Origin of the sequence: Cellulosimicrobium cellulans (assembly GCF_007679345.1) — a bacterium.
Taxonomy (GTDB): Bacteria; Actinomycetota; Actinomycetes; order Actinomycetales; family Cellulomonadaceae; genus Cellulomonas; species Cellulomonas cellulans_A.
The window spans coordinates 44,281-70,393 of record NZ_VEGH01000012.1; the positions used below are offsets into that span (position 1 = coordinate 44,281).

A 26,113-nucleotide genomic window follows, 5' to 3' on the forward strand; every position below is an offset into this window, starting at 1 on the left:
CAGGCGCCGCCGAGGGTGCAGGACCTGCGGGGTTCGAGGCGTCGGAACCCCGCGGGTTGTGCAACCTCGGCGGCGCGGACGGCGCGCCGGCGCCCCGCGGTCAGGCCGCCGGGGCGCTCGCGGTCGCGGTCAGGAACGCCGGCGCGTGCAGGCCCTCGGCCACGAACGCCGCCGCGACGGCCGCCGCCACGTCGTCCACCTCGTCGGCCCGCACGAGGGCGATCGCCGAGCCGCCGAAGCCGCCGCCGGTCATCCGCGCGCCGAGCGCGCCGGCCCCGCGGGCCGCCTCGACCGCCACGTCGAGCTCCCGGCAGGACACCTCGTAGTCGTCCCGCAGCGAGGCGTGCGAGGCGTCCATCGCGGCGCCGACCTCCTCGACCCGGCCGTCGTCGAGCAGGCCGACGAACTCCTCGACCCGCGCGATCTCGGTGACGACGTGCCGGACGCGGCGGACCAGCACCTCCACCTCGTCGCGGCCCTCGCCGACCGGCCCGGTGCCGTGCGCCAGCGCGGCCAGCGCGTCGCCGAGCCCGTCGAGGTCGATCTCGCGCAGCGTCGCGACGCCCAGGCGGGAGGCGGCCTCCTCGCACGCGGCGCGGCGGGCGGCGTACTGCCCGTCGACGAGCGCGTGCTCGGCCTTGGTGTCGATGACCAGCAGCGCGAGGCCGTGGGCCGCCAGGTCGAACGGCACGTGCCGGGTCGACCCGTCGCGGCAGTCGAGCAGCAGCGCGTGGCCCGCGCGGGCCCGCAGGGACACCGCCTGGTCCATGCCGCCCGTGCTCGCGCCGGCGATCTCGTTCTCGGCGCGGATGCAGGCGTCGGCGAGCGCGGCGCGCCCGGCGTCGTCCGGCTGGTCCGCGGAGCCGGCGAGCCCCAGCCCGAACAGCGCGTCGAGCGCGACGGCGGCCGCGCACTCGAGCGCCGCGGACGAGGACAGGCCCGCGCCGTAGGGCACGCAGGAGTCGACCGCGATGTCGAAGCCGCCGACCGCGTGCCCCGCCTCCCGCAGCGCCCAGGCCACCCCGACGACGTAGGCGGGCCAGCCGCTGACCGTCCCGGGCGCGACCTCGGGCAGCGCCAGCTCGCGGACGCCGGTGCTCTCCTGCGCCGACACCAGCCGCACGGCGTCGCCGTCGGTGCGGCGGACGGCGACGTACGTGCGGTGGGGGAGCGCGAACGGCAGGCAGAGGCCGCCGTTGTAGTCGGTGTGCTCGCCGATGAGGTTGACCCGGCCCGGCGCCGACCAGGTGCCGTCCGGCTCGGCGCCGAACCGCTCGGCGAACAGCGCGCGCACGCGCTCGGCCCCGGCGGCGGGCTCCCAGGCCCCGACCCACACCGGGGTGTCCTCGTGCTGCTGCTCCATGCGCGTCATCGCTCCTCGGGCTGGTGGTCGGTCGGGGTGAGCAGGGTGCAGCCGGCGTCGGCCAGCACCGCCCGGGCGGGCTCGGGGAGGCCGGCGTCGGTGACGACGACGTCCACCTCCTCCAGGGGTGCGATGCGGGCGAGCCCGACCACCCCCCACTTCGTGTGGTCCGCGAGAACCGTCACGGCGGCGGCGCAGCGGAGCAGCGCGCGGTCGGTGGCGGCCTCGGCGAGGTTCGGTGTCATCAGACCGGACTCGTCGAGCCCGTGCACGCCGAGGAACAGCCGGTCGACCCGGAGGGTCGCGAGCGCGGTGTCGGCGACGGGGCCGACGAGCGCGTCCGACGGCGTCCGGCTGCCGCCGGTGAGGATCACGTCGAGCCCCGCGCCGCCGGGCGCGGCCGCGGCGTCGTGCAGGGTCCGGGCGACGGGCAGCGAGTTCGTGACGACGGTCAGCGGGCGCAGGGCCGGGTCGGCGGCGATCCGCTGCGCCAGCAGGTGCACGGTGGAGCCGGCCGACAGCGCGACGGCCTGGCCGGGCTCGAGGGTGGCGGCGGCCAGGGCCGCGATGTCCCGCTTCTCGGCGGTGGCCCAGGTGCTCTTCTCCGCGAAGCCGGGCTCGTCGGTCGGGCGTCCCGCCCCGCCGTCCGCGGCGACGGCGCCGCCGTGCACCCGGCGCACCAGGCCGGCGCGGTCGAGCTCGGTGATGTCGCGGCGGACGGTCATCTCCGAGACGTCCAGCTGCTCCACCAGGTCGGCGACCCGGACGGCCCCGTGGGTGCGCACCTCCGCGAGGATGCGGTCCTGACGCTGGCTGGCGAGCACCGCGACAGTATCCACCACGACCGCACAGGAACCAACACGCCGTGCCGTGCAGTGCCGGCGTCTGGCGCGCGTGCGACCGGGGGTGGGTGCGCCTCGGCGACCCGGGTCGGACGCCGCGCGGCGTCAGCGCCCGACGGGCGTGAGCCCCAGCGACCGCCCCGCGAGCCCCCGGGACCGCGCGGTCAGCGCCGCCGCCACCCCGCGCAGCGCCACGGCGGCGGGGGAGTCCGGGTCGGTGAGCACGACGGGCGTCCCGCCGTCGCCGGCCTCGCGCAGCCGGATGTCCAGCGGCACCTGGCCGAGCACCGGCACCGTGCCGCCGGTCGACCGGGACAGCCCCTCGGCCACGCGGGCGCCGCCGCCGGAGCCGAACAGCTCCAGCCGCGACCCGTCGGGCTGCTCGAGCCAGGCCATGTTCTCGACCACGCCGACGACGCCCTGCCGGGTCTGGGTCGCGATGGACCCGGCCCGCTCGGCGACCTCGGCCGCGGCGAGCTGCGGCGTGGTCACGACGACCAGCTCGGAGCCCGGCAGCAGCTGAGCGACGGAGATCGCGATGTCGCCGGTCCCGGGCGGCAGGTCGAGCAGCAGCACGTCGAGGTCGCCCCAGAACACGTCCGCGAGGAACTGCTGGAGCGCCCGGTGCAGCATCGGCCCGCGCCAGACGACCGGCTGGCCCGGCGGGACGAACATGCCGATCGAGATGACCTTGACCTCGTGCGCGATCGGCGGGAGCAGCATCTCGTCGACCCGGGTCGGCGGCTGGGTCACGCCGAGCATCCGGGGGATGGAGAACCCGTAGATGTCGGCGTCCACGACGCCGACCCGCAGGCCCTGCTCGGCCATCGCCACCGCGAGGTTGGCGGTGACCGACGACTTGCCCACGCCGCCCTTGCCGGACGCCACCGCGAACACCTTCGTCAGCGAGGTCGGCTTGCTGAACGGGATGACGGGCTCGGCCCCGCCCCGCAGCCGCTCGGTCAGCGCGGCCCGCTGCTCGGGGCTCATGACGCCGAGCGCCATCCGCACGTCCGCGACGCCCTCGACGGCCTGCACCGCCGCGGTGACGTCCTTCGTGATGGTGTCGCGCAGCGGGCAGCCCGCGGTGGTCAGGTCGATGCCGACCGTGACGAGCGCGCCCGCGGCAGGCGTGGTGTCGACGTCGACCGACCGGACCATGCCCAGGTCCGTGATCGGGCGGCGGATCTCCGGGTCGACCACCCGGGAGAGGGCCTCCCGCACGGCGGCGGCGACGGCCTCGGGATCGCGGGTGTCCAGGGCGGGCGACATGTCGTCCATCGTAGGCGCGGCCGCGGACCGCACCCTCCGCCCGGGGCCCGGGTGGGTGCTCAGCCCGCGGGGGTCCGCCCGCGCTCCTCGGCGGCGGCGCGGCGGTCCCGGTCGCGCGCCCGGTCCGCGCGCCCGCGGTCCACCCGGTCCCGTGCGGCCGGGTCGCGAGCCGCGTCCGCGGCGTCGTCCTCGGCGGCCTCGCGCTCCTCGACCAGCTCCTCGAGGAGGTTGCGCAGCTCGGACCGCACGAAGTCCCGGGTGGCGACCTCGGACAGCGCGATGCGCAGCGCCGCCATCTCGCGGGCCAGGAACTCGGTGTCCGCCAGGTTCCGCTCGGCGCGCTGCCGGTCCTGCTCGGCCTGCACCCGGTCGCGGTCGGTCTGCCGGTTCTGCGCGAGCAGGATCAGCGGTGCCGAGTACGACGCCTGCAGCGACAGCATCAGCGTCAGCGCGGTGAACCCGTTCGCGGCCTTGTCGAACCGCAGGGTCTCCGGTCCCCAGGAGTTCCAGATCAGCCAGGCCGCGCAGAACAGGCTCAGCCAGAGCAGGAACCGCGGGGTGCCCATGAACCGGGCGATCCCCTCCGAGACCTTGCCGAACGCGTCGTCCTCGAGCTTGGGCAGGAGGCTGCGGCGCGCGGTCTTCGGGGTGTCGAGACGGTCAGCCACGGCGGCCTCCCCTCGGGGTCGGGCCGCCGCGGGCGGCGCGCACGGCGGGCACCTCGCCCGTCGGGACGGGCTGCACCTCCTCGTCCGTCTCGCGCCAGTCCTCGGGCAGCAGGTGGTCGAGCACGTCGTCGACGCTGACCGCGCCGAGCAGACGGCGCTCGTCGTCGACGACGGGGATCGCGAGCAGGTCGTAGGTCGCCAGCCGGCGGGTCACGGCGAGCAGCGGCGCGTCGGCCGGCACCGGGTCGATGTCGGTGTCGACCAGGGCGCCGATCGCCTCGTGCGGGGGCTCGCGCAGCAGGCGCTGCAGGTGCACGACGCCGATGAACCGGCCGGTCGGCGTCTCCAGCGGGGGCCGGACGACGAACACCATCGACGCCAGGGCGGGCGTGAGGTCCTTGCGGCGCACGTGGGCCAGCGCCGCGGCGATCGGCGTCTCGGGTCCGAGCACCACGGGCTCGGTGGTCATCAGGCCGCCCGCGGTGTTGTCCTCGTACGCCAGCAGCCGCCGGACGTCCCGGGCCTCCTCGGGCTCCATGAGCGCGAGCAGCTCGGCCTGCTGCTCGTCGGGGAGCTCGCCGAGCAGGTCGGCGGCGTCGTCGGGCTGCATGGCCTCGAGCACGTCGGCGGCGCGGGTGCGCTCGAGGTGCGACAGGATCGCCACCTGGTCGTCCTCGGGCAGCTCCTCCAGGACGTCGGCCAGCCGCTCGTCGTCCAGCGCGGCCGCGACCTCCATCCGCCGGGTCGACCCCATGTCGTGCAGCACGTCGGCGAGGTCGGCCGGCTTGAGCTCGTCGTACTGCTGGAGCAGCAGCGCGGCGCCCTGCGCATCGGCGGCCGTGCGGGCGAGCCCGGCGATCTCGTCGATGTCGAGCAGCTCCGGCACTCCGCGGCGGCGCAGCAGGCCCCCGCGGCCGGTGTCCTTGCGCACGAACACCTTCGCCACCAGCCAGTCGCCGTTGCGCTGCCGCTCGATCGCGACGTCCTCGACCGTGGCCGCGCCGGAGCCGTCCGCCAGCTGCACGGCGCGGTCGAACAGCTCGCCGACCACCAGGGTCTCGAACGGGCGCTGCTCGAACCGGCGCATGTTGACCAGGCCGGTGGAGATGACCTGGCCGGCGTCGACCGCGGTCACCCGGGTCAGCGGCAGGAACACGCGGCGCTTGCCGGGCACCTCGACGACCAGGCCGACCGCGCGCGGCGCGCCCTTGGGGCGCAGCAGCACGACGACGTCGCGCACCCGTCCCACCTGGTCGCCGATGGGGTCGAAGACGTTGGTGCCGGCGAGGCGCGCGACGAAGACTCGGGTCCCGGTGCCGCTCACGGTGGTCAGCGTAGACGCCGGGCCACCGGGCAGCGCGCCGCGACGCGGGTGGTCCGCCGGCGGCCGCGCGCCGGGCGCGTCCCTGGCCGGAGGCTGGACGCGGGCCACGAAACCCCTGCGTACCGCCCGTGCCGCCTGGCGCCGGGGGCCTCCGGGGGGCGAGGATGGACGCATGTCGTTCTCCGGCGGTGCCCGCATCCCCCAGACGCCCACCCTGCCCCAGGGTGAGACGGTCGCGTCCTACGGCACGTACCTCGAGGCGCAGAAGGCCGTCGACCACCTTTCCGACCACGAGTTCCCGGTCCAGATGGTGACGATCGTCGGCACCGACCTGCGCATGGTCGAGCGCGTCACCGGCCGCCTGACCTACGCCCGCGTCGCGATGGGCGGCTTCGGGTCCGGCGCCTGGTTCGGCGTGTTCATCGGCCTGCTGTTCCTCATGGCCGGCGGGTCGTCCGGCATCCTGCTCGCCGCCGTGCTGTTCGGCGGCGCGGCGGGCCTGCTGCTCGCGGTGCTCGTCTACGCCACCAGCCGCGGCAAGCGGGACTTCACCTCGCAGAGCCAGATCGTCGCCGCCCAGTACGCGGTGCTGTGCCGGGCCGAGCGCGCGCACGACGCCCGGCAGATGCTGCGCGAGGTCGGCGGCGTGCGGGTCGGCGCAGCCACCCCGGTGCCGCCCGCCCACCCGATGGGCGCCCGCCCGTCCGACCCCTCGGCGGCCTACCCGCAGGCGGCGCCGGGCCAGCCGGCCGCGCCCCAGCCGCCGGTCGCCCCCGGTCAGCCCCCGGCGCAGCCGCGGTACGGGCAGCTCGCGCCCCAGCCGCCCGCCGAGCCGCGGTACGGCCAGCTCGCGCCGCAGCCCCCGGCGCCGCAGCCGCCCGCCTCCACGGAGCCCGGGCAGCCGGGCGCCGAGAAGCAGGACTGACGACCGACGGCCCGGGTCCCCCTCGCGCGAGGGGGACCCGGGCCGTCGTGCGTCCCGCGCCGGTCAGCGGGCGAGCAGCTCCGCCATCCAGGCCTCGACGTCCTCGGGACGGCGGGGGAGCGCGGCCGAGAGGTTCTCGTTGCCGTCGGCCGTCACCAGCACGTCGTCCTCGATCCGCACGCCGATGCCGCGCAGCTCCTCGGGGACCCGCAGGTCGTCCACCTGGAAGTACAGGCCGGGCTCGATGGTGAACACCATGCCGGGCTCGATCACCGCGTCCAGGTACATCTCGCGGCGGGCCTGCGCGCAGTCGTGCACGTCCAGGCCGAGGTGGTGGCTCGTGCCGTGCACCATCCACCGGCGGTGCTGCTGACCCTCCGGGGTCAGCGCCTCGGCGGCCGGGACGGGCAGCATGCCCCACTCGTCGAGGCGGGCCGCGATGACCTCCATCGCGGCGGCGTGCACGTCGCGGAACCGGTTGCCCGGCACGGCGACCGCGAACGCGGCGTCCGCGGCGTCCAGCACGGCCTGGTAGACCCGGCGCTGCGCGTCGGTGAACGTGCCGTCGACCGGGAGCGTCCGCGTCACGTCCGCGGTGTAGAGCGAGTCCACCTCGACGCCCGCGTCGATCAGCACGAGCTCGCCCGCGCGGACCTGCCCGTCGTTGTCCGTCCAGTGCAGCGTGGTGGCGTGCGGCCCGGCGGCGGCGATCGTCTCGTAGCCGACGTAGTTGCCCTCGACGCGCGCCTGGGACAGGAACGTCCCCTCGATGACCCGCTCGCCGCGGCGGTGCGCCACGGCCTCGGGCAGCCGGCGGACGACCTCCGCGAAGCCCTCGGCGGTCGCGGCGACGGCGCTGCGCAGCTCGGCGACCTCGTGCTCGTCCTTGACCAGCCGGAGCTCCGACAGCGCCTCGACCAGCGCGGCGTCGCGCTCCCCGGCGTCCTCCGTCGCGCGGATCTCCTCCACGACGGCCTCGACGGCCTCGTCCACGCCCGGGACCACCAGCACGCGCACGCCGTCGGCGCCCGCGTCCTTGGCCAGGGCGTCGCGCAGGTCGTCGCTGTGCGCGGTCGTGATCCCGGTGACCGTCGCCATGTCCTCGAGCGTCGGGCGCGGCCCGACCCAGAACTCGCCGTACCGGGCGTCGGAGAAGAACTCCTCGGTGTCCCGGCCCGCGAGCGGGCGCAGGTAGAGCACGGCGCGGTGCGTGGACCGGCCGCCGCCGGGCAGCTCGTCGCCCTCGCCGTCGGCGGCCGGGTGCAGCACCAGGACGGCGTCCGGCTCCTGCTCGGCGCCGAGGCCCGTGAGGTGCGCGAACGCGGAGTGCGGACGGAACCGGTAGTCGGTGTCGTTCGACCGCACCTTGTACGCACCGGCCGGGACCACCAGGCGCTCGCCCGGGAACGCGGCGGCCAGGCGCGCGCGGCGGGCGGCGGTGAACGGGGCGGCCGCGCCCGGCACCGCGGTGCTCGCCGGGCGGTCGGCCCAGCCGGAGGTCACCCAGTCGAGGAACGCGGCGGACTGGGGACGCTGGCTGCGGTTCGAGCCGCGGTCCGCGAGGGTCTGCTCGCCCTCGGCGGGCTCGGACAGGGCGGGCGCGGGGGTCTCGGGCGTGGGGTCGGTGGCCATGGGCCCAGTCTGGCACCGCGGGCCGCCCCGAGGGCCTGCGCGCAGGTCTGGCCCCTACCGGTGAGTAGCCTTGCGCGGTGCGCATCGACCTCCACACCCACTCGTCGGTCTCCGACGGCACCGAGACCCCGGGGGAGCTGGTCGCCTCGGCCGCCGCGGCCGGCCTCGACGTCGTCGCGCTGACCGACCACGACACGACGGCCGGCTGGGCCGAGGCGTCCGACGCCGCCCGCCGGCTCGGCGTCGCCCTGGTCCCCGGCACCGAGGTGTCCGCCCTGTCGCGCGGCGTCAGCGTGCACCTGCTGTCCTACCTGCAGGACCCGGCCGCGCCGGCGCTCGCGGGCCTCGTCGCGCAGACCCGCGACGCCCGGCTGCACCGCGGCCGGGCGATCGTGGAGCGGCTGTCGCAGGACCTGCCGATCACCTGGGACGACGTGCTCGCCCAGCAGCAGCCCGGCACCGTCGTCGGCCGCCCGCACATCGCCGACGCGCTGGTGGCACTGGGCGTCGTCCCGGACCGGACCGCGGCGTTCGCCGACCTGCTGTCCGCGCGCGGCCGGTACTACGTGCCCTACTACGCGCCGGAGGCGGCCGAGGCCGTCGAGGCGGTGCTCGCGTCCGGCGGGGTGCCGGTGTTCGCGCACCCCGGCGCCGACGGGCGGGGGCGGGTGGTGCCCGACTCCGCGATCGAGGAGCTCGCCGAGGCGGGCCTCGCCGGGCTCGAGGTGCACCACCGCGACCACACGCCGGAGCAGCGCGCCCGGCTCGCCGCGCTCGCCGACCGGCTCGGGCTGCTCGTCACCGGGTCGAGCGACTACCACGGAACAGGGAAGGACAACGTGCTCGGGGAGAACACGACCGCGCCGGAGGTGCTCGCCGAGATCGAGCGCCGGGGACGCACGGCGGTGGTGCGCGCATGAGCGCGGTGCTCGACTGGCGGCTCCTCTCCGAGGTCTTCATCACCCTGTTCGTCATCATGGACCCGCCCGGGACCGTGCCGATCTTCCTCGGCCTCACCGGCACCATGACCCGGCAGCAGCGCAACCGGGCCGCGCGGCAGGCGATCTTCGTGGCGTTCGGCGTCGTGCTGGCGTTCGCCGTGTTCGGGCAGAGCCTGCTGTCGTACATGCACATCTCGCTGCCCGCGCTCCAGGCCTCCGGCGGGTTGCTGCTGCTCCTCGTCGCGATGGAGCTGCTGACGGGCAAGTCCGAGGAGCCGCAGCCGTCGGGGAACTCCAAGGTCAACGTGGCGCTGGTGCCGCTCGGGACGCCGCTGCTCGCCGGGCCGGGCGCGATCGTCGCGGTCATGGTGTTCGTGCAGCAGAGCGACGGGACGGTCGCCGACTGGGTGGCGATCGCGGTCGGCATCGTGCTGGTGCACGTGTGCCTGTACCTGGCGATGCGGTTCGCGGGGTTCATCCACCGGCTGCTCGGCGACTCGGGGACGACGCTGGTGACCCGGATCGCGGGCCTGCTGCTGGCGGCGATCGCGGTGCAGCTGGTGGCGGACGCGGTGACGGCGTTCGTGAAGGCGGCGTAGCGCCGGCGCGACGCCGCGCCGCCCGGCGATCGTCTCCGCTCCGCCGACTGTGCAACCGACGCGTCGAGCGAGCATCCGCCGACTACTCGCTCGACGTGTCGGTTGCCCGCTCGGCGCGGCTTGCGCGTGGGCGGGGCGGCCTGCGTGCGGGTGAGGGCGCGCCCGGCCGCCGGGGCGCGCGGGTCCGGCGGGGCGCCGCCGGGGTCGCCGAGCGGCGCCCGCGGGGTGAGGATCGGCGCGTGAGCACCTCCACCTCGTCCCTGCGTGGGCGGCTCGGCGACGAGCTGTTCGCCCGCGTCGCCGGCCCGCGCGGCCCGCAGGTGCGCGACCGGATCCACCGCACGCCCGGCCCGCGCTGGTTCGGCCCGGACGACGCGATCCGGCGGGTGCACGGCGACGCCTCGATGTTCGTCGGCGGGCTGACCGCGCTGCTGCTGCAGTCCTGGCACCCGCTGGCGATGGCGGCCGTCGCGGCGCACTCGGGGTACCGCGGCGACCCGTGGGGCCGGCTCCAGCGCACCAGCACGTTCCTCGCCGTCACGACGTTCGGCACCGCGGAGCACGCGGCGCAGGCGGTGGCGACCGTCCGGGCGATCCACGACCGGATCACCGGTGTGACGGATGACGGAGAGCCCTACGCCGCCTCCGACCCGCACCTGCTGCGCTGGGTGCACATCACGGAGGCGCACGCGTTCCTGACCGCGCACCAGCGCTACGGGGCGCGGGCGCTCGACGCCGCGGGCTGCGACGCCTACGTGGCGCAGTCGGCGCGGGTGGGGCGGGCGCTCGGGGCCGAGGACCTGCCTGAGACGGCGGCCGGGCTGCACGCGGCGCTGGACTCGTACCTGCCGGAGCTGCGCGGGACGCCGCAGGCGCGCGAGGCGGCCGAGTTCCTGCTCGCCGACCCGCCGCTGCCCGTGCCGGTCCGGCTGCCGTACGGCGTCCTGGCGGCCGCGGCGATCGCCGGACTGCCCCGCGCCGCCCGGGCGCCGCTGGGACTGCCCGACGTGCCGTGGCTGGACGCGACGCTGGCGCCGGCCGGCGGCCGCGCGATCACCCGCGTGATCCGGTGGGCCCTGGCGACGACCCCCGCCCCGCCGACCGCGGACGCCGCGGCCTGACGCCGCCGCGCTGCGGGCGCCGCGCTGCGGGCGCCGAGGTCGAGTGCTTGCGGCTGAGACCCCCGGAGAACCCCTCGACCTCGCCGGGAGCCCTCGACCTCGGCGGGAGACCCTCGACCTCGCCCGGGAGCGACCCGGGATGTGCGAGGGCGCCCCGGCCGGGTGGCCGGGGCGCCCTCGTCGTCGTGCGTGCGGGAGGCTCAGGCCTCCGCGGGGGCCGTCTGCTCCGCCGCGCCGCCCTCGCCGCCCGGGCGGCCGCCGCGGGTGCGCCGGCGGTTGCGGCGACGGCGCGGGGCGGCGCCGTCCTCGCGGCCCTCGGCGGGGCCGGTGGTCGACTCGGCGGGCCCGGTCGAGCCCTCGGCGGCCACCGCGTCCCCGGCGTCGGAGCCCGGGCCGCCGCGCCGGCGGCTGCGCGAGCGCCCACCCTCGCCGCCCTCGGACCGGGTGCCGCCCTCGGACCGCCCGCGGCCGCCGTCGCGCGAAGCGCCGTGCCCGCCGGAGTCCCGGCCGCCGCGGCCCCCGTCGCGCGAGCCGGAGTCCCGGCCCGACGAGTGCCGCTTGCCGGTTTCGCCCAGGTCCTCGAGCACCTCGGCGTCCAGGCCCTCGCGGGTCCGCTTGGAGCGCGGCAGGCGCCCGGTGGTGCCCTCGGGGATGCCGAGGTCGGTGTACAGGTGCGGCGACGAGGAGTACGTCTCCTGCGGCTCCGGGAAGCCGAGCTCGAGGGCCTTGTCGATCAGGCCCCAGCGCGGGACGTCGTCCCAGTCGACGAACGTGACCGCGGTGCCCTTGTTGCCCGCGCGGCCGGTGCGGCCGGTGCGGTGCAGGTAGGTCTTCTCGTCCTCGGGGCACTGGTAGTTGATGACGTGGGTGACGTCGTCGACGTCGATGCCGCGGGCGGCGACGTCGGTGGCGACCAGGACGTCGACCTTCCCGTTGCGGAACGCGCGCAGGGCCTGCTCGCGCGCGCCCTGGCCGAGGTCGCCGTGCAGGGCGCCGGCGGCGAACCCGCGCTCGACGAGCTCGTCGGCGACCTTCGCGGCGGTGCGCTTGGTGCGGGCGAACACGATGGTCAGGCCGCGGCCCTCGGCCTGCAGGATGCGGGACAGCACCTCGACCTTGTCGAGCGCGTGCGCGCGGTAGACGACCTGCTTGATGTTCTTGACCGTCTGGCCGGCGTCGTCCGGCTCGCTGGCGCGGATGTGCGTGGGCTGCGTCATGTAGCGGCGGGCCATCGCGACGACGGCGCCCGGCATGGTGGCCGAGAACAGCATGGTGTGCCGCGAGGCGGGGGTGCGGGCCAGCAGCTTCTCGACGTCGGGCAGGAAGCCGAGGTCGAGCATCTCGTCGGCCTCGTCCAGCACGACGCACTTGATGCGGGACAGGTCCAGGTGGCCCTGGTTCATCAGGTCGATCATGCGGCCCGGGGTGCCGACGACGACCTCGACGCCGCGCTGCAGCATCTCGATCTGCGGCTCGTACGCGCGGCCGCCGTAGAGCAGCGCGATGCGGACGGAGCGCCGCTTCGACGCGGTCTCCAGGTCGCCGGCGACCTGCACCGCGAGCTCGCGGGTCGGGACGATGACGATCGCCTGCGGCTTGCCCGGGGCGGGCAGGGTGTCGAAGCCGTCCTCGCCGGGGGCGACGACGCGGTGCAGCAGCGGGACGCCGAAGCCGAGCGTCTTGCCGGTGCCGGTCTTGGCCTGGCCGATGATGTCGTGGCCGGACAGCGCCACGGGCAGGGTCATCGCCTGGATGGGGAACGGGGTGCTGATGCCGGCGTCGGCGAGCGCCTGGACGATCTCCGGGCGGACGTCGAAGTCCGCGAAGGTCACGTCGGCGGCCTGCACGGAGGCGGCGGTCGGGGTGTCGATGGTCTCCACGGCGACGTCCTCGGGCGCGAGGGCGTCGGTGGTGCTGGGGTCGGTCGAGGTCACGGACTGCTCTTCACTCGTGAAGGTGGCGTGCGGCGCGTCGCGCCCCGCGAGGGGGTCCGCGACGGGCATCGCCACAGGTGGTCCGGCAGCCGATCGTGCAAGTCAGCGAGAGCGGGCCGGGCGCCGGGGCGCCGCGGTTCGCTCGGCGCACCGTGGTCGGGACGACCGGGCAACCGATGAACACGCCCGATGATACGCGCAGGGCCGCCCGCACCGTTGGGAGGCGGCGGCGCGGGCGGCGCGTTGGGGCGGCCCGGCGTGGCTGCGGGGCGGCCCGGCGACGCGGTGGGGCGGCTCGGCGGCCCGGAGGTGGGCGGGGCCGGTGGCGTCAGCCGCCGACGCCCGCGGGCGCCGCGGGCTCCGCGACGGCGTCGCCGGGGACGTCCCCGCCCGGCTCCGCGGCGGGCACGGCGGCGCGCACCGCGGCCGCCAGCCGCCGCTGCTGCGTCGCCGCCACCAGCAGCGCGACCACGGTCGTCGCCACGGTGACCGCGAACGCGGCGGTGTGCCCGGAGGCGTCCGCCAGGCGTCCGGCGATGCTCGACCCGAGCGCGTAGCCGACGCCGGTCGCCGACGCGAGGGCCGTCATCGCGGCGCCGGTCCGCCCGGCGGGGACGACGCGCTCGCCGAGGGAGAACACGCCGATCATGTACGGCGCGACCGCGAAGCCCAGCACGGCGACGGCGGCGGTGAGCGCGGGCAGCGAGTCGACCAGCAGCAGCGGCCAGGACAGCGCGACCAGCGCGCAGGCGGCCACCAGCACCCGGCGCTCGTGCCCGATCCGGGCCGGGATGAAGGCGGTGCCGATGCCGGCCGCGGCGCTGCCGACGCCGAGCACCGCGTGGATCAGGCCCGCCAGCCCCGGCTGGCCCGCCTGGGTGGCGAGGACGGTGGTGCCGGTCTGGGTGGCGCCGAACAGCACGCCGACCGCGGCCTGGGCGACGACCAGCACCGCGAAGGCCGGGGTCAGCAGGCGGCCGGCCGGGCGCGCGTGCGGCCCGGTCGCGGTGCGGCGCGCCGTGGGGTGCAGCGCGAACGCGGTGCCGAACACGGCGAGCAGCACGGCGGCGGTGACCAGCGCGCCGGCGGGGGACAGCCACACGGCGACGACGCCGACCAGCGCCGGGCCGATCGCGAACGAGGCCTCGTCGACGGCGCCCTCGTAGGAGAAGGCCGCGTCGACCAGCCGGCGCTGCTCGTGGCCCGTGCCGGCGGTGATCGGCCGCCACCGCACGCGGGCGAGCGGGCCGACCTGCGGCAGGGCGAGGCCGGTGACCGCGGCGACCGCCACCAGCGCGGCCCCGCCCGCCCCGGCGTGCGCCAGCAGGGTCAGCGCGGCGAGCGACGCCGCGCCCGCCAGCGACTGGACGAGCACGACGGGGCGCTGGCCGAACCGGTCGGCGAGCCCGCCGGCGACCGGCGCGCCCACGGCGTTCGCGACGGCGAGCGCCCCCGCGGCCAGCCCGCCGAGGCCGTACGTGCCGGTGGCGGTGGAGACGAGCAGCAGGGTGCCGAGCTGGGCCATCGCCATGGGCAGGCGGCCGAGGAAGGCGACGACGACGTAGGCCGGGCCGGCCAGGCGGAACAGGCGCGCGTAGGCGTTCAGGGCGGACACGAGGGACCCTCCGGGTGCACGAGACGGGCGACGCGCCTCCCCGCCTCCAGGTCGCGTCCGGTGTCCCTCAGCTGCACCCATCCTACCCGCGGCTCAGGGGCCCGACGAGAGCCGGCCGGGGTGGCAGCGCTACCCTGGGCGGATGACCGAGGTCGCTCACGACACCCAGCAGCAGGCCCCTGAGGCCGCCGACACCGTCGAGCTGCTCGGGCTGGTCGCCCACCTGCAGCACGTCGCGTTCAACCGGCTCGCCGAGGACGCGCGCGTCGCCCCCAGCACCGCCCAGCAGCTCGAGCTCAGCCGGCTGGCCGCCGCCGCGGTCGACCGCCGGGACCGGGTGCTCGCCCGCGTGGTGGAGCTCGGCGGCGAGCCCGAGCGCTGCCTGGGCGCCTACGCCCGGCTGCTCGAGGACTTCGACTCGCGCACCCAGCCGAGCACGTGGTGGGAGCGGCTGCTCCGCTCCTACGTCGCCGACGGGGTGTCCGACGACTTCTGCCGCATCGCCGCGTCCGCCGTCGACGACCGGTCGCGCGCGCTGCTGCTCGAGGTGCTGGACGACGCCGCGCACGCGAACCTCGCCGTCGGCGAGCTCGAGGCCGCCGGCGCGCACGACGAGGTGCTGGTGTCCCGGCTCGCGCTGTGGGGCCGCCGGCTGGTCGGCGAGGCGCTCGGCGTCGTGCAGCAGGCGATGTCCGCGCACCCCGGCCTGGGCCGCCTGGTCACCCGCCGCGAGGCGGAGGCGCGCGCCGCGTCCCAGGAGCCGGCCGCCGCGCCCGCACCGGAGGCGCCCGCCGCCGCGGCCGAGGCCGACGGCGCCGCCCCCGCGAAGCTGTTCGGCGAGCTCACGGCGGAGCACACCCGTCGGATGTCCCGCCTCGGCCTGACGGCCTGACGCCCGCCGGCCCGACGCCGGACGGCCCGGCGCCCGCCGGAGGCACGGCCCCTGCCGGCCCGGCGGGCACCCCCCGCACGACGACGCCCCGCACCGGATCACCGGTGCGGGGCGTCGTCGCGTCTGCGGGTGCGGCTCAGATCGCGCCGAAGCCGACGCGGCCCTTCGACTCCGTGCCGATCTCGACGTAGCCGATCGAGGCGGACGGCACGATGACCCGCCGGCCCCGGTTGTCGGTCAGCTCGAGCACCGGCTTGCCGTTGAGGGCCTCGGTGACGGCGGTGGTGACCTCGTCGGCCGTCTGGTCCGACTCGATCACCAGCTCGCGGGGAAGGTTCTGCACACCGATCGTGATGTCCACGCTTCGTCGTCTCCTCGTCCGTGGTGTCGCTGCCCGGTCATCCTAGGCCGGGCGGGCGTCCGCCGGACCGTCGAGGGGCCCGCGTTCGCCCTGGGTGGACACGTCCTGCGGTCCGGGACCGGGCTCGGCGCCCTCCGGGACGAAGCCGGCGACGCCGCCCCACGCGAGCCGCGCGACCAGCGTGGCGGTGTCGCGCGCGGAGCTGCCGTCCGGGGCGCGGAGCCGCCGGGTCGCGGCCGCCTGGGCCATCGCGGCGACGGACGGCGCGAGCAGCGCCGCCGTCTCCGGCGGGACGCCCGCGACCTCGGCGAGCACCGACTGCAGGCGGCGGGTGATGGCCGCGGTGGCCCGCTCGACCCGGGCGCGGACCTCGAGGTCGTGCCGGACGTCCGACTCGAACAGCAGGGCGGAGGACTCCCCGGCGCCGTCCACGAAGTCGACGTACGCGCGCACGACCCCGGTGAGGATGGCGCGGGCGTCGTGCGGGCGGACCTCGCCGGGCGGGTGCATCGCCGCCGCCGCGTCGACGGCGGACAGCAGCTCGTCCCCGCGCGCGTCGACGACGGTGAGGTAGAGGTCGAGCTTCGACGGGAAGTGCCTGTACAGCACCGGCTTGCTGACCTCGGCGCGGTCGGCGATGTCGTCCATCGAGACGTGGTGGAAGCCCTCGGAGGTGAACAGCTCCTGCGCGATCGCCAGGACCTGCGCGCGGCGGAGCGCGCGGGGCATGCGCGCCGGGCGTCCTCGGCCGGTCGGGGGCTGGTCCATCGGGCGATGATAGCCACGGCCCGGGGGCGCTCAGCGGGGTGTCCGCGGGCGCGGGCGAGGGGGTCGCGCGGGCGGTGCCGACGCGCCCGGCGGACGGGCCCGGGTGTCGGTGGCGTGTGATGGGATCGGGGCCGTGACCCCGACCCCCGCCGGACCGCCCCCCGCGGCCGGGCTGCGCCTCGTGCGCCCCGCGCTCGCGGACGTGCCGGCGCCGGTCCGGCTCGGCGCGGACCAGCGGGCCGTCGTGGACCGGGTGGTGGCGGGCGCCGACCCCGCGCTGCTGGTCGTGGGCGCCGCCGGCACGGGCAAGACCCTGCTGGCGGTCGAGGCGGTGGCGGCGGCGCTGGCGGCGGACGACGACGGGCTGTTCCCCTCGCCGGACCTGCCGTCGCCGGACGAGGTCCTGGTGCTCGCCGCGGGCCGCCGGGCGGCGGCCGAGCTGCGCGACCGGATCGGCGCCCGGGTGCGGCGCACCACCGGCCAGGCGATGGTGCGCACGGCGGCCTCGGCCGCGTTCGCGGTGCTGCGGGCGCGCGCGGCGCTGCTGGGCGACCCGGCGCCGACCCTGATCTCCGGTCCCGAGCAGGACCTCGCGCTGGCCGAGCTGCTCGCGGGCCACGCCGCGGGGGAGGGCGTGCCGCTGCGCTGGCCGGACGGCGTGCCGGAGGAGTCGCTGACCCTGCGCGCCTTCCGCGGGGAGCTGCGCGACCTCCTCATGCGCGCGGCCGAGCGCGGCGTCGAGCCGGAGGACCTGGCGCTGCTCGGCGAGCGGCACGGCCGGCCCGAGTGGGTGGCCGCCGCGGCGCTGTACCGGGAGTACGTCGACGTGACGACGCTGCGGGCGGGCACGCCCGACGCCGGCGCGCGGTACGACCCGGCCGTCGTCGTCGAGGAGGCGGCCCACGTGCTGCGCACCTGGGAGGCCGAGCTGCCCGGGCCGCGCCCGCGGTGGCGGCTGGTGGTGGTCGACGACTACCAGGAGGCGACCGAGGCGACCGCGCGGCTGCTGCGGGTGCTGCAGGACGACGGGGCGCGGCTGCTGCTGCTCGCCGACCCGGACGCGGCGGTGCAGACGTTCCGCGGGGCGACGCCGGCGCTCGTCGGGCGGGCGGACGTGGCCGGGACCGGCCCGGGGGAGCTCGGGGCGACGCGGCTGGTGCTCGACGTCGTCCGGCGGCACGGGCCGGAGCTGCGCGGGGTGGCGGCCCGGGTCGCCGAGCGGGTCGCGGTCGTGGGCGGGGCCGCGCACCGGCGCGCGCTCCCGGCTCCCGGCGCCGGGTCGACCCCCGCGGCTCCCGGGGTGCCGACGCAGGGCGGGGAGGCCGCGGTCGCGCGCGACGTCGTCCGCGCCGCCGTGCTGCCCAGCCCCGCGCAGGAGGCCGCCTGGGTGGCGCACGCCCTGCGCCGCGCGCACCTCGAGGACGGCACCCCGTGGGCCGAGATGGCGGTGATCGCCCGCACCGGCGGCCAGGTGACGGCGCTGCGCCGCGCGCTCGGCTCCGCGCAGGTGCCGGTCGCGGTGGTGGGCAGCGACGTGCCGCTGCGCGACGAGCCCGCCGTGCGCCCGCTGCTCGACGCGCTGCGGGTGGCGCTGGGCCCGGACGCGGGCGGTGCGGCGCTGGACGCCGAGCTGGCCGCGCGGCTGTGCTGCTCGCCGCTGGGCGGCCTGGACGCGGTGGGCCTGCGCCGGCTGCGCCGGAGCCTGCGGGCGGAGGAGGTCGCCCTGGGCGGCGGCCGGGCGAGCGACGAGCTGCTGGTGGAGGTGCTGGGGTCCCCGGCGCTCGCCGCGGGGCTCCAGCCGGTGGTGCGCCGGCCGGTCGCCCGGATCGCCACGGTCCTCGCGGAGGGCCGGGCCGCCGCCGCGGTGCCGGGCGCGGACGCGCAGGGCGTGCTGTGGGCGATCTGGGACGCGTCCGGGCTGGCGGAGCCGTGGCGGCGGTCGGCGCTCGCCGGCGGGCCGGGCGGGGCGCGCGCGGACCGGGACCTCGACGCCGTGCTCGCGCTGTTCCGCGCGGCGGAGACGTTCGTCGACCGGATGCCGCAGGCCCGCGCCGCCGCGTTCCTCGAGTGGGTCGAGGCGCAGGAGCTGCCGTCCGACACGATCGCCGCGCGCGCCCGCCGGGACGCGGTGTCCGTACTGACCCCGGCGGGCGCCGCCGGGCGGGAGTGGGACGTCGTCGCGGTCGCGGGTGTGCAGGAGGGCGTGTGGCCCGACCTGCGGCTGCGCGACTCGCTGCTCGGCTCGCAGGCGCTGGTCGACGTGCTGGCGGGCCGGGACGCCGGTCGCGCCGACGCGCACACCGCCGCGGAGGCGGGTGCGGCCGCACGCGCCGCCGTGCTGGCCGACGAGCTCCGGTCGTTCCACGTGGCCGTCTCCCGGGCCCGCCGGGTGCTGCTGGTGACCGCCGTGTCCGACGAGGACGACCAGCCGTCGCCGTTCCTCGACCTGGTCGAGCCGAACGACGAGGACGACGACCCCCGCCGCACCGTCGCCCCCGCGCCGCTGGACCTGCGCGGGCTCGTGGCGCAGCTCCGGGGGCGGCTGGAGCAGTCGGCGCGCGCAGGCACCCCGGACGCCGAGGCCGCGGCGGTGCTCGCGCGCCTGGCCGACGAGGGCGTGCCCGGCGCCGACCCCGCCGAGTGGCACGGCCTCGCCGACCCGTCGAGCGACGACCCGCTGTGGGCCGCGGGGGAGCGGGTGCCGGTGTCGCCGTCGCGCATCGAGACGGCCGGGACGTGCACCCTGCGCTGGGCGCTCGAGGCCGCCGGTGGCACCGCGCCGAGCAGCGCCCGGCAGTCGCTCGGCACGCTGGTGCACGCGCTCGCGCAGACGCACCCCCGGGGCGGCCGGGAGGCGCTGCTCGCGGAGCTCGACCGGCGGTGGCCGGAGCTCGGGCTGGGGCACGGCTGGCCGGCGACGCTGGAGCGCCGCCGCGCGGAGGCGATGGTGGACCGGCTCGCGGACTACCTGGAGCGGGCGGGCGAGCCGCTGGCGATCGAGGCGCGGTTCGAGCTCGAGCTGGACCGGGCCGTGGTGCGGGGGACGCTGGACCGGGTCGAGCGGGCGGAGCCGGCCGCCGGGTCCGGGGAGGCCGCCGGGTCCGGCGAGGGCGCGCCCCTGCCCGTCCGGGTCGTCGACCTCAAGACCGGCCGCACCGCCCCGTCGGCGCAGGAGGCGACGACCAACCCGCAGCTCGGCGCGTACCAGCTCGCGGTCGACGCCGGCGCCGTCGAGGGGCTCCCCCCGGGCGCGACCAGCGCCGGGGCGCAGCTGGTGTTCGTCTCCGACGTCAACAAGAACAAGGCCGCGCTGCGCGAGCAGCCCGCGCTCGGACCGGACGCGCCGGACGACCCGTCCTGGGCCAGGACGCACATCGAGGAGGTGGCGGAGCGGATGGCCGCCTCGTCGTTCGCCGCGACCGCGAACCCGCTGTGCGACCGGTGCCCGGTGCGCCGGTCCTGCCCGCTGCGCGACGAGGGCGGGCAGGTGGTCGCGTGAGCGTGCTCGCCGCCACCCTGTCGGCGCAGGACATCGCCCGGCTGCTCCGCCGCGACCCGCCGACCGACGAGCAGGTCGCCGTCATCGAGTCCCCGCTGAGCCCCGCGCTCGTGGTGGCCGGCGCCGGCTCCGGGAAGACCGAGACCATGTCCGCCCGCGTGGTGTGGCTGCTCGCGAACGGCCTGGTCGCGCCCGAGGAGGTCCTCGGTCTCACGTTCACCCGCAAGGCCGCCGGCGAGCTCGCCGAGCGCGTGCGCCGTCGGCTGCGGCACCTCGCGCGCGCCGCGGCGGCGGAGGGCGTGCACCTGCCCGGCCTGTCCGCCGCGGAGGACGCGGCCGACGGCGGTGCCGCGCTGCTCACCGTCGCCCGGCCGACCATCTCGACCTACAACGCGTACGCGGCGTCGCTGGTCGGCGACCACGGCCTGCGGATCGGCGTCGAGCCGTCCGCCCGGCTGCTGGGCGAGGCCGCGCAGTGGCAGCTCGCCAGCGAGGTCGTGGAGTCCTGGACGGCCGACCTCGACTCCTCCGCCGCGGTCTCCACCGTGGTCGAGGCCGTGCTGACGCTGTCCGGGGCGCTCGACGAGCACCTGATCGGGGCCGACGAGGCGCGCCGCGGCATCGAGGCGATCGTCGAGGCCGTCGAGGCCACCCCGCCCGGCACGCCGCCGCGGCAGCCGTACGCCAAGGTCCGGGAGCTCGTCGGGTCGCTGCGCGAGCGGCAGCGGGTGCTCGACCTCGTCGCGGCGTACCGGGAGCGCAAGCGGGCCGCGGACGCGCTCGACTTCGGCGACCAGGTCGCCATCGCCGCGCGCCTGGCCCGGGACGTGCCCGAGGTCGGCGCGGGCGAGCGGGCCCGGTTCCGGGTCGTGCTGCTCGACGAGTACCAGGACACGTCGTACGCGCAGCTCGTGCTGCTGTCCCAGCTGTTCGGCGGCGGCCACCCCGTCACCGCGGTCGGCGACCCGCACCAGTCCATCTACGGCTGGCGCGGCGCGAGCGCGGGCGGCCTCGAGCGGTTCCCGACCGACTTCCCCGACGTGGCCGCGGACGGCGACCGGCGGCCCGCCGCGGTCTACGCCCTGTCGACGTCCTGGCGGAACGACGTCGCGGTGCTCGACGCCGCGAACCACGTCGCCGGGCCGCTGCGCCGGCCCGAGAAGGCGCGCGTCGCCCTGCCGACCCTCGGCGCGCGACCCGGCGCCGGCGCCGGCGAGGTGATCGCCCACCTGGCGCCCACGCTGGAGGAGGAGGCGCAGGCCGTCGCCGAGTTCGTCGCGGCGCGCTGGCGCCCCGAGGGCGGGCCGGGCGTCGACGGCGGCGCACCCGCGCCCGGTGGCGGGCGGGTGACCGCGGCGGTGCTGTGCCGCAAGCGCGCGCAGTTCCCGGTGCTGCACCGCGCGCTGCGGGCGGCCGGGCTGCCGGTGGAGGTCGTCGGGCTCGGCGGGCTGCTCGCCACCCCCGAGGTGGTCGACGTGGTGGCGCTCCTGCAGGCGGCGCACGACCCCTCGCGGGGCGACGCGCTCATGCGGTTGCTGACCGGCGCCCGGACCATGCTCGGCGCGGCGGACCTGCACGCGCTCGCGGACTGGTCGGCGCACCTGGCGCGGGGGCTCGACGCGCGGGCGGCGGCGGCGGTCGCGCGGGAGCGCGCGGCGTCGGCGGTGGACGGCGGCGACGGCCTCGCCGGCGGCGGCGGGTCCGGCGGGTCCGGCGGGTCACGGTCGAGCTCCGGCGGGACGTCCGGCGCGGGCGGCGGGCTCGCGGGCGGTCCGCTCGTCGGCGACGGGGCGCCGTCCGCGGGCGTCCCCGGCGACGGGGTCGCGATCGACGGGGCGCCGTCCGCGGGCGTCCCCGGCGACGGCACCGCCGAGCCGGCCCCGGTCGTGGCCGACGTCGTGGACGAGCGCAGCATCGTCGACGCGGTCGACTCCCCGCCCCCGCCGGGCTGGACCAGCCCCGCCGGCCGCGCCCTGACCCCGACCGGCCTGGCGCGGGTCACCGCCGTCGGCGAGGTGCTGCGCGCCGTCCGGCAGCACACCTACCTGTCCCTGCCGGAGCTCGTCGCGCACGCCGAGCGGCTGTGGGGCCTGGACATCGAGGTGGCCGCCCGGGCGGGCGTCGCGCCGGGCCGGGCGCGCGCGCACCTCGACGCGTTCCGCGAGGTCGCCGTGCGGTACGCCGACGCGACCGACGACCCGACGCTCGGCGGCTTCCTCGCCTGGCTGGAGTCGGCCGACGCGCACGAGCACGGCCTCGACATGCCGGTCGCCGAGCCCGACCCGGACGCCGTCCAGCTCATCACGGTGCACGCGGCGAAGGGGCTGGAGTGGGACGCGGTCGCCGTGGCCGGCCTGGTCGACGGCGGGCTGCCCGCGACCCACACCCAGGGCCCGAACGGCCCGACCGACTCCGCGTGGCTGACCGGCCTCGGCGAGCTGCCGTACCCGCTGCGCGGCGACCGGCACGACCTGCCCGAGCTCGCCTACGCCGGGGCGGCGGACCCGAAGGACCTGGAGGAGCGGCGCAAGCAGTTCCTGCTGGACGCGGGCGACCACCAGGTCGCCGAGGAGCGCCGGCTCGCCTACGTGGCGTTCACCCGCGCGCGGGCCTCGCTGCTGCTCACCGGCGCCTGGTGGGGCGACGGGTCGCGCGTGCGCCCGCCGTCGCTGTTCCTCACCGAGGTGGTCGACGCGGGGCTGGCGCGGGTCGCCGGCTGGGCGGACCTGCCCGAGGAGGGCACCGAGAACCCGCGGACGCAGGAGGCGGCGGGCGCGGTGTGGCCCGCCGACCCGTTCGGCGGCGAGGCCGAGGGCGGGGCGGTGCGGCGGGCGGCGGTCGAGGCCGGCGCGGCGGCGGTGCGCGCGGCGCGGGCCGAGCGCGCGGCGGGCGGCACGGCGGCGGCGCGGCGGTCCGGCTGGGACCGCACGGTCGACCTGCTGCTCGCGGAGCGCGCGCTGGAGGCGCGGCCGCGGCCCGAGGTCGAGCTGCCCGCGCACCTGTCCGCGTCGGCCGTCGTCCGGCTGGCCGCCGACAGCGGCGAGTTCGCCCGCGCGCTGCGCCGCCCGGTGCCCAACCGGCCCTCCCCGCAGGCGCGGCGCGGCACCCAGTTCCACGCCTGGGTCGAGGGGTTCTTCGGCTCACCCGCGCTGGTCGACCTGGACGACCTGCCCGGGGCCGACGACGACTCCGTGCCGGTCGACGCCGACGAGGCCGCCCTGCGCGCCGCGTTCCTCGCCACCCCCTGGGCCGCGCTGGACCCGGTCGCGGTCGAGGTCGACGTCGAGACCACCGTGGCGGGCTACGTGCTGCGCTCCCGGATCGACGCCGTGTTCCGCGACCCGGACCGGCCGGGGGAGCGGGACGCGGTGGTCGTGGTCGACTGGAAGACGGGCGCGCCGCCGACCGACCCGGCCGCCACGGCGGTGCGGGAGCTGCAGCTCGCCGTCTACCGGCTGGCGTGGTCCCGGTGGACGGGGACGCCGCTCGACCGGGTCAGCGCGGCGTTCTGCTACGTCGGCGCGGGCCGCACGGTCCGTCCCGAGCGCCTGCTGGGCGCGGACGAGATCGAGCGCCTGCTCCTGGCGGCCACGGAGGCCTGACCCGCGCCGGGCGTCAGAGCTCGGCCGCGCCCGGCTCCGCCTCCTCGCGGGTCTGCTCGTCCAGCTCGTCGAGCATCTGCACCGCGTCCGCGACCACCTCGTCGTCGCCCGACCGCACGCCGTAGAGCAGCCAGCGCGCGAGCGCGAGCTCGCCGGCGAGCAGCGCCCGGTCGGCGAGGTGCGGGTCGGTGAGCTCGGTGCGGCGGAGCTGGTACGCCTCCATGATCGAGTCGACCGAGTCCTGCGGCGCGGCGACGAGCAGCCACGCCAGGTCGTCGGCGGGGTCGGCGACCTTGGCCTCGCCCCAGGAGGTCACGCCGGTCACGGCGCCGTCCGCGACCAGCACGTGGTCCGCCGACAGGTCCCCGTGCACGACGACGGGTGCGAACTTCCACATCGCGACGTCCTCGAGCCGCTCCTCCCACCGCCGCAGCAGCGTGGCGGGCACCCGGCCGGTGCGCGCGGCCTCGTCCACCTCCGCGAGCCGGCGCGCGCGGTACGCGGCCGCGTCGTAGGCGGGCAGGCCCGCGTCCTCGACGATCGCGACGGGCAGCTCGTGCAGCGCGGCGATCGACCGGCCGAGCGAGGCGGCGATCCCGGGCCCGGGGGCGACCCGCTCCAGGTCGACCGGGCGACCCGGCAGCTCGCGGTGCACGACCACGCGGCCGCCCTCCTCGAGCGGCGCGGCGCCGGCGACCCGCGGCACGTCGAACGGCAGCCTTCCGGCGTCCACCTGATCACCCAGCGCGCTCAGCAGCACCAGCTCGGCCTCGAGGGCCGCGCCCGCGGCGGCGCTCCGGGGCGCGCGGACCACCCAGTGCCGCCGCTGCCCGTCGGTCACGAGGGCGACGTCGTCGTCCCCCGCGGCCGCGGCGGCGCGCACCTCGCGGGCGTCGAAGCCCGGGACGGCGACGGTCGCGAGAGCGGCGAGAGCAAGGGGAGAACGCACCGTCCCAGGGTAGGACCCCGGCGGGCCCCGGGCCGGTCCGCGGGCCGCCGGGCGTGTCACCACGCCGTTGCCCGGGCCCACCCCCGTCCCGCCGCCGGACGTGGCGCGCGTCGCACGGCCGCCGTCCGGGCGCCGCCTGCGACGGGCGCCCGCGACGCGTACGGTGGCGACGTGTTCGCCTCCGACCTCCCTCTGTCGCGGACGGTCACGGACCGGGCCGCGGACCTCCGCGGTGACGAGGACCTGCTGCCCGCGCTGCTCGACGACGCCACGACCCGGGTGCTGCTGGTGTCCGGCGGCCGGGTCGTGACCCGCCGCCGCGGCCGCCGCCCGGCGCTGGCCCTGTACACGCCGCAGGAGGCGGCGCTGCGGGCGCCGAGCTCCTCGCTCGCCGAGCGGTGGGCGTTCCTCGGCTACGACGACGCCGACCGCCTGCCCGGCGTCGCCCCGGGGGAGAGCCGCCCGGACGGCCCGGCCTACCTGGCGCACCACGTGCCGGAGGGGGCGCCGTCTGCGCTGCCCGCGGGCGACGAGTGGACGGCGCTGCGCGAGGTCGGCGGCGAGCTGTCGGCCCGGGACGCCGGCCTGGCGACGGCGGCGGTGGCGCTGTACGAGTGGCACGTCCGGTACCCCCGCTGCCCGCGCTGCGGCGCGGAGACGCAGCCGGTGTCCAGCGGTTGGGTGCGCCGGTGCCCCGTCGACGGGTCGGACCACTACCCGCGCACCGACGCCGCGGTGATCATGGCGGTCGTCGACGAGGCGGACCGGCTGCTGCTGGCCAACTCCTCCGCGTGGCCGAGGCACCGGTTCTCGACGCTCGCCGGGTTCGTGGAGCCGGGGGAGTCGGTCGAGCACGCCATCCGCCGCGAGGCGCGCGAGGAGACCTCGGTCGTGGTCGGCGAGGTCGAGTACCGGGGGAGCCAGCCGTGGCCGTTCCCGGCCTCCCTCATGCTGGGCTTCCGGGCCCGCGCGCTGTCCACGGACATCACCGTCGACGGCGACGAGCTGCGCGCGGCGCGCTGGTTCGACCGGGACACGCTGCGCGCCGAGGTCGAGCAGGGCTCGGTCGTGCTGCCGCCGGGGACGTCGATCGCGCGGGCGCTGATCGAGGACTGGTACGGCGGGCCGCTGCCGACCGACCCGCTGCGCGACGGCTGGAGCCGGGGCGCCGTGCCGCCGGCCGACCAGGTCGCGCCGGGAGCCGGGGCGGCACCGGCCGGGACCGCGGACGGGGCGTCGGCCACCGAGCAGCCCGCGGCCGAGCAGCCGACGCCGCAGCCCCCGGCGACCCGGCGGCAGGGCCGGCGCGCCGCCCCCGCCCCCGTGGACGAGGGCCCGCCCGGCACGCGCTGAGCGGTGCCGGGCGGGCCCTCGGTCCGGGTGCCGCGCGAGCGCGGCGGCGGTCAGGCGCCGAGGCGCTCGCGGACCTGCACCAGCGACGGGTTCGTGGCCGCGGAGCCGTCCGGGAACAGCACGGTCGGGACGGTCTGGTTGCCGCCGTTCACCTGCTCGACGAACGCGGCGGCGTCCGGCGTCTGCTCGATGTCGACCTCGGTGTACGCGATGCCCGCGGAGTCGAGCTGCGTCTTCAGGCGGCGGCAGTAGCCGCACCAGGTCGTCGAGTACATCGTCACGGTGCCCTCGGCGGGCAGGTCCTGCGTGGTCGTCATCGTCTGCCTTCGCATCGTCGGTGTCGCGTCACCGGGAGAACGCCCGGCGCCCGCAGGATCATCCCGGACGCGTCCGGGACCGCGCCCACGCACCCCTGGGGACGACGGTGCCGGCGTGTCGGCGGGAGGTGCGAGG

General features: G+C 77.9%; 20 protein-coding genes. 8 read left to right on the forward strand and 12 right to left on the reverse strand.

Annotated elements, in window-relative coordinates; all coding sequences use genetic code 11:
• Positions 1 to 100 precede the first annotated feature (100 nt).
• From galK to FS882_RS15530, 5 genes are all read right to left on the reverse strand, one after another.
• The gene (gene galK, locus FS882_RS15510) at positions 101 to 1,363 is read right to left on the reverse strand and encodes a galactokinase (protein WP_158374277.1); all 1,263 of its coding nucleotides are present in this window, start codon (positions 1,361 to 1,363) and stop codon (positions 101 to 103) included.
• 5 nt (positions 1,364 to 1,368) lie between these two features.
• Entirely contained in the window at positions 1,369 to 2,187 is an 819-nt protein-coding gene (locus tag FS882_RS15515) for a DeoR/GlpR family DNA-binding transcription regulator (protein ID WP_158374279.1), read from the reverse strand.
• Between the two features lie 123 nt (positions 2,188 to 2,310).
• Positions 2,311 to 3,486 (reverse strand): Mrp/NBP35 family ATP-binding protein, encoded by a 1,176-nt coding sequence (locus FS882_RS15520; RefSeq protein WP_410053290.1) that lies wholly within the window; start codon positions 3,484 to 3,486, stop codon positions 2,311 to 2,313.
• A 50-nt stretch (positions 3,487 to 3,536) separates the two neighbouring features.
• Positions 3,537 to 4,145, reverse strand: a complete 609-nt coding sequence (locus FS882_RS15525) for a DUF1003 domain-containing protein (RefSeq protein ID WP_158374283.1) — start codon at positions 4,143 to 4,145, stop codon at positions 3,537 to 3,539.
• Positions 4,138 to 5,469, reverse strand: a complete 1,332-nt coding sequence (locus tag FS882_RS15530) for a magnesium transporter MgtE N-terminal domain-containing protein (protein ID WP_158374285.1) — start codon at positions 5,467 to 5,469, stop codon at positions 4,138 to 4,140. The genes FS882_RS15525 and FS882_RS15530 overlap by 8 nt, the downstream gene beginning before the upstream one ends.
• Positions 5,470 to 5,641: 172 nt before the next feature.
• Between FS882_RS15530 and FS882_RS15535 the strand changes: the two genes are divergently transcribed.
• Complete coding sequence (locus FS882_RS15535) at positions 5,642 to 6,394, forward strand: general stress protein (RefSeq protein ID WP_158374287.1); 753 nt, start codon at positions 5,642 to 5,644, stop codon at positions 6,392 to 6,394.
• Positions 6,395 to 6,457: 63 nt separating this feature from the next.
• Here FS882_RS15535 and FS882_RS15540 read toward each other — a convergent pair whose 3' ends face one another.
• A complete protein-coding gene (locus tag FS882_RS15540) occupies positions 6,458 to 8,026 on the reverse strand; it encodes an aminopeptidase P family protein (RefSeq protein WP_158374289.1) in 1,569 nt (522 codons plus the stop codon).
• Between the two features lie 77 nt (positions 8,027 to 8,103).
• Between FS882_RS15540 and FS882_RS15545 the strand changes: the two genes are divergently transcribed.
• From FS882_RS15545 to FS882_RS15555, 3 genes are all read left to right on the forward strand, one after another.
• A complete protein-coding gene (locus FS882_RS15545; protein ID WP_158374291.1) occupies positions 8,104 to 8,946 on the forward strand; it encodes a PHP domain-containing protein in 843 nt (280 codons plus the stop codon).
• Positions 8,943 to 9,566 carry a MarC family protein gene (locus tag FS882_RS15550; protein WP_158374293.1) on the forward strand — a complete coding sequence of 208 codons (624 nt, stop codon included), beginning with the start codon at positions 8,943 to 8,945 and terminating at the stop codon, positions 9,564 to 9,566. Before FS882_RS15545 ends, FS882_RS15550 begins: the two co-directional genes overlap by 4 nt.
• Before the next feature lie 239 nt (positions 9,567 to 9,805).
• A complete protein-coding gene (locus FS882_RS15555) occupies positions 9,806 to 10,687 on the forward strand; it encodes an oxygenase MpaB family protein (RefSeq protein ID WP_158374295.1) in 882 nt (293 codons plus the stop codon).
• A gap of 200 nt (positions 10,688 to 10,887) precedes the next feature.
• On the opposite strand, the gene FS882_RS15560 is transcribed toward FS882_RS15555, so the two are convergent.
• Positions 10,888 to 12,621, reverse strand: a complete 1,734-nt coding sequence (locus FS882_RS15560) for a DEAD/DEAH box helicase (protein ID WP_410053291.1) — start codon at positions 12,619 to 12,621, stop codon at positions 10,888 to 10,890.
• Positions 12,622 to 12,949: 328 nt separating this feature from the next.
• On the reverse strand, positions 12,950 to 14,236 hold the full coding sequence (locus tag FS882_RS15565) for an MFS transporter (protein ID WP_187365325.1): 1,287 nt from the start codon (positions 14,234 to 14,236) through the stop codon (positions 12,950 to 12,952).
• A 142-nt stretch (positions 14,237 to 14,378) separates the two neighbouring features.
• Here FS882_RS15565 and FS882_RS15570 point away from each other — a divergent pair, with 142 nt between their 5' ends.
• Entirely contained in the window at positions 14,379 to 15,128 is a 750-nt protein-coding gene (locus FS882_RS15570) for a ferritin-like fold-containing protein (protein WP_158374300.1), read from the forward strand.
• A 136-nt stretch (positions 15,129 to 15,264) separates the two neighbouring features.
• On the opposite strand, the gene FS882_RS15575 is transcribed toward FS882_RS15570, so the two are convergent.
• A complete protein-coding gene (locus FS882_RS15575) occupies positions 15,265 to 15,489 on the reverse strand; it encodes a DUF3107 domain-containing protein (RefSeq protein WP_158374302.1) in 225 nt (74 codons plus the stop codon).
• A 42-nt stretch (positions 15,490 to 15,531) separates the two neighbouring features.
• A complete protein-coding gene (locus tag FS882_RS15580; protein WP_158374305.1) occupies positions 15,532 to 16,257 on the reverse strand; it encodes a TetR/AcrR family transcriptional regulator in 726 nt (241 codons plus the stop codon).
• A 133-nt stretch (positions 16,258 to 16,390) separates the two neighbouring features.
• Here FS882_RS15580 and FS882_RS15585 point away from each other — a divergent pair, with 133 nt between their 5' ends.
• Together FS882_RS15585 and FS882_RS15590 are read left to right on the forward strand one after the other, a co-directional pair.
• On the forward strand, positions 16,391 to 19,756 hold the full coding sequence (locus FS882_RS15585) for an ATP-dependent helicase (protein WP_262348343.1): 3,366 nt from the start codon (positions 16,391 to 16,393) through the stop codon (positions 19,754 to 19,756).
• Positions 19,753 to 23,358, forward strand: a complete 3,606-nt coding sequence (locus FS882_RS15590) for an ATP-dependent DNA helicase (RefSeq protein ID WP_262348344.1) — start codon at positions 19,753 to 19,755, stop codon at positions 23,356 to 23,358. The genes FS882_RS15585 and FS882_RS15590 overlap by 4 nt, the downstream gene beginning before the upstream one ends.
• 13 nt (positions 23,359 to 23,371) lie before the next feature.
• Here FS882_RS15590 and FS882_RS15595 read toward each other — a convergent pair whose 3' ends face one another.
• Positions 23,372 to 24,307: a phosphotransferase gene (locus FS882_RS15595; RefSeq protein WP_158374309.1), complete on the reverse strand. Its 936-nt coding sequence runs from the start codon at positions 24,305 to 24,307 to the stop codon at positions 23,372 to 23,374.
• A 171-nt stretch (positions 24,308 to 24,478) separates the two neighbouring features.
• Here FS882_RS15595 and nudC point away from each other — a divergent pair, with 171 nt between their 5' ends.
• Complete coding sequence (gene nudC, locus FS882_RS15600; protein WP_158374311.1) at positions 24,479 to 25,660, forward strand: NAD(+) diphosphatase; 1,182 nt, start codon at positions 24,479 to 24,481, stop codon at positions 25,658 to 25,660.
• A 50-nt stretch (positions 25,661 to 25,710) separates the two neighbouring features.
• On the opposite strand, the gene FS882_RS15605 is transcribed toward nudC, so the two are convergent.
• A complete protein-coding gene (locus FS882_RS15605; protein WP_154731096.1) occupies positions 25,711 to 25,977 on the reverse strand; it encodes a mycoredoxin in 267 nt (88 codons plus the stop codon).
• Positions 25,978 to 26,113: the final 136 nt, after the last annotated feature.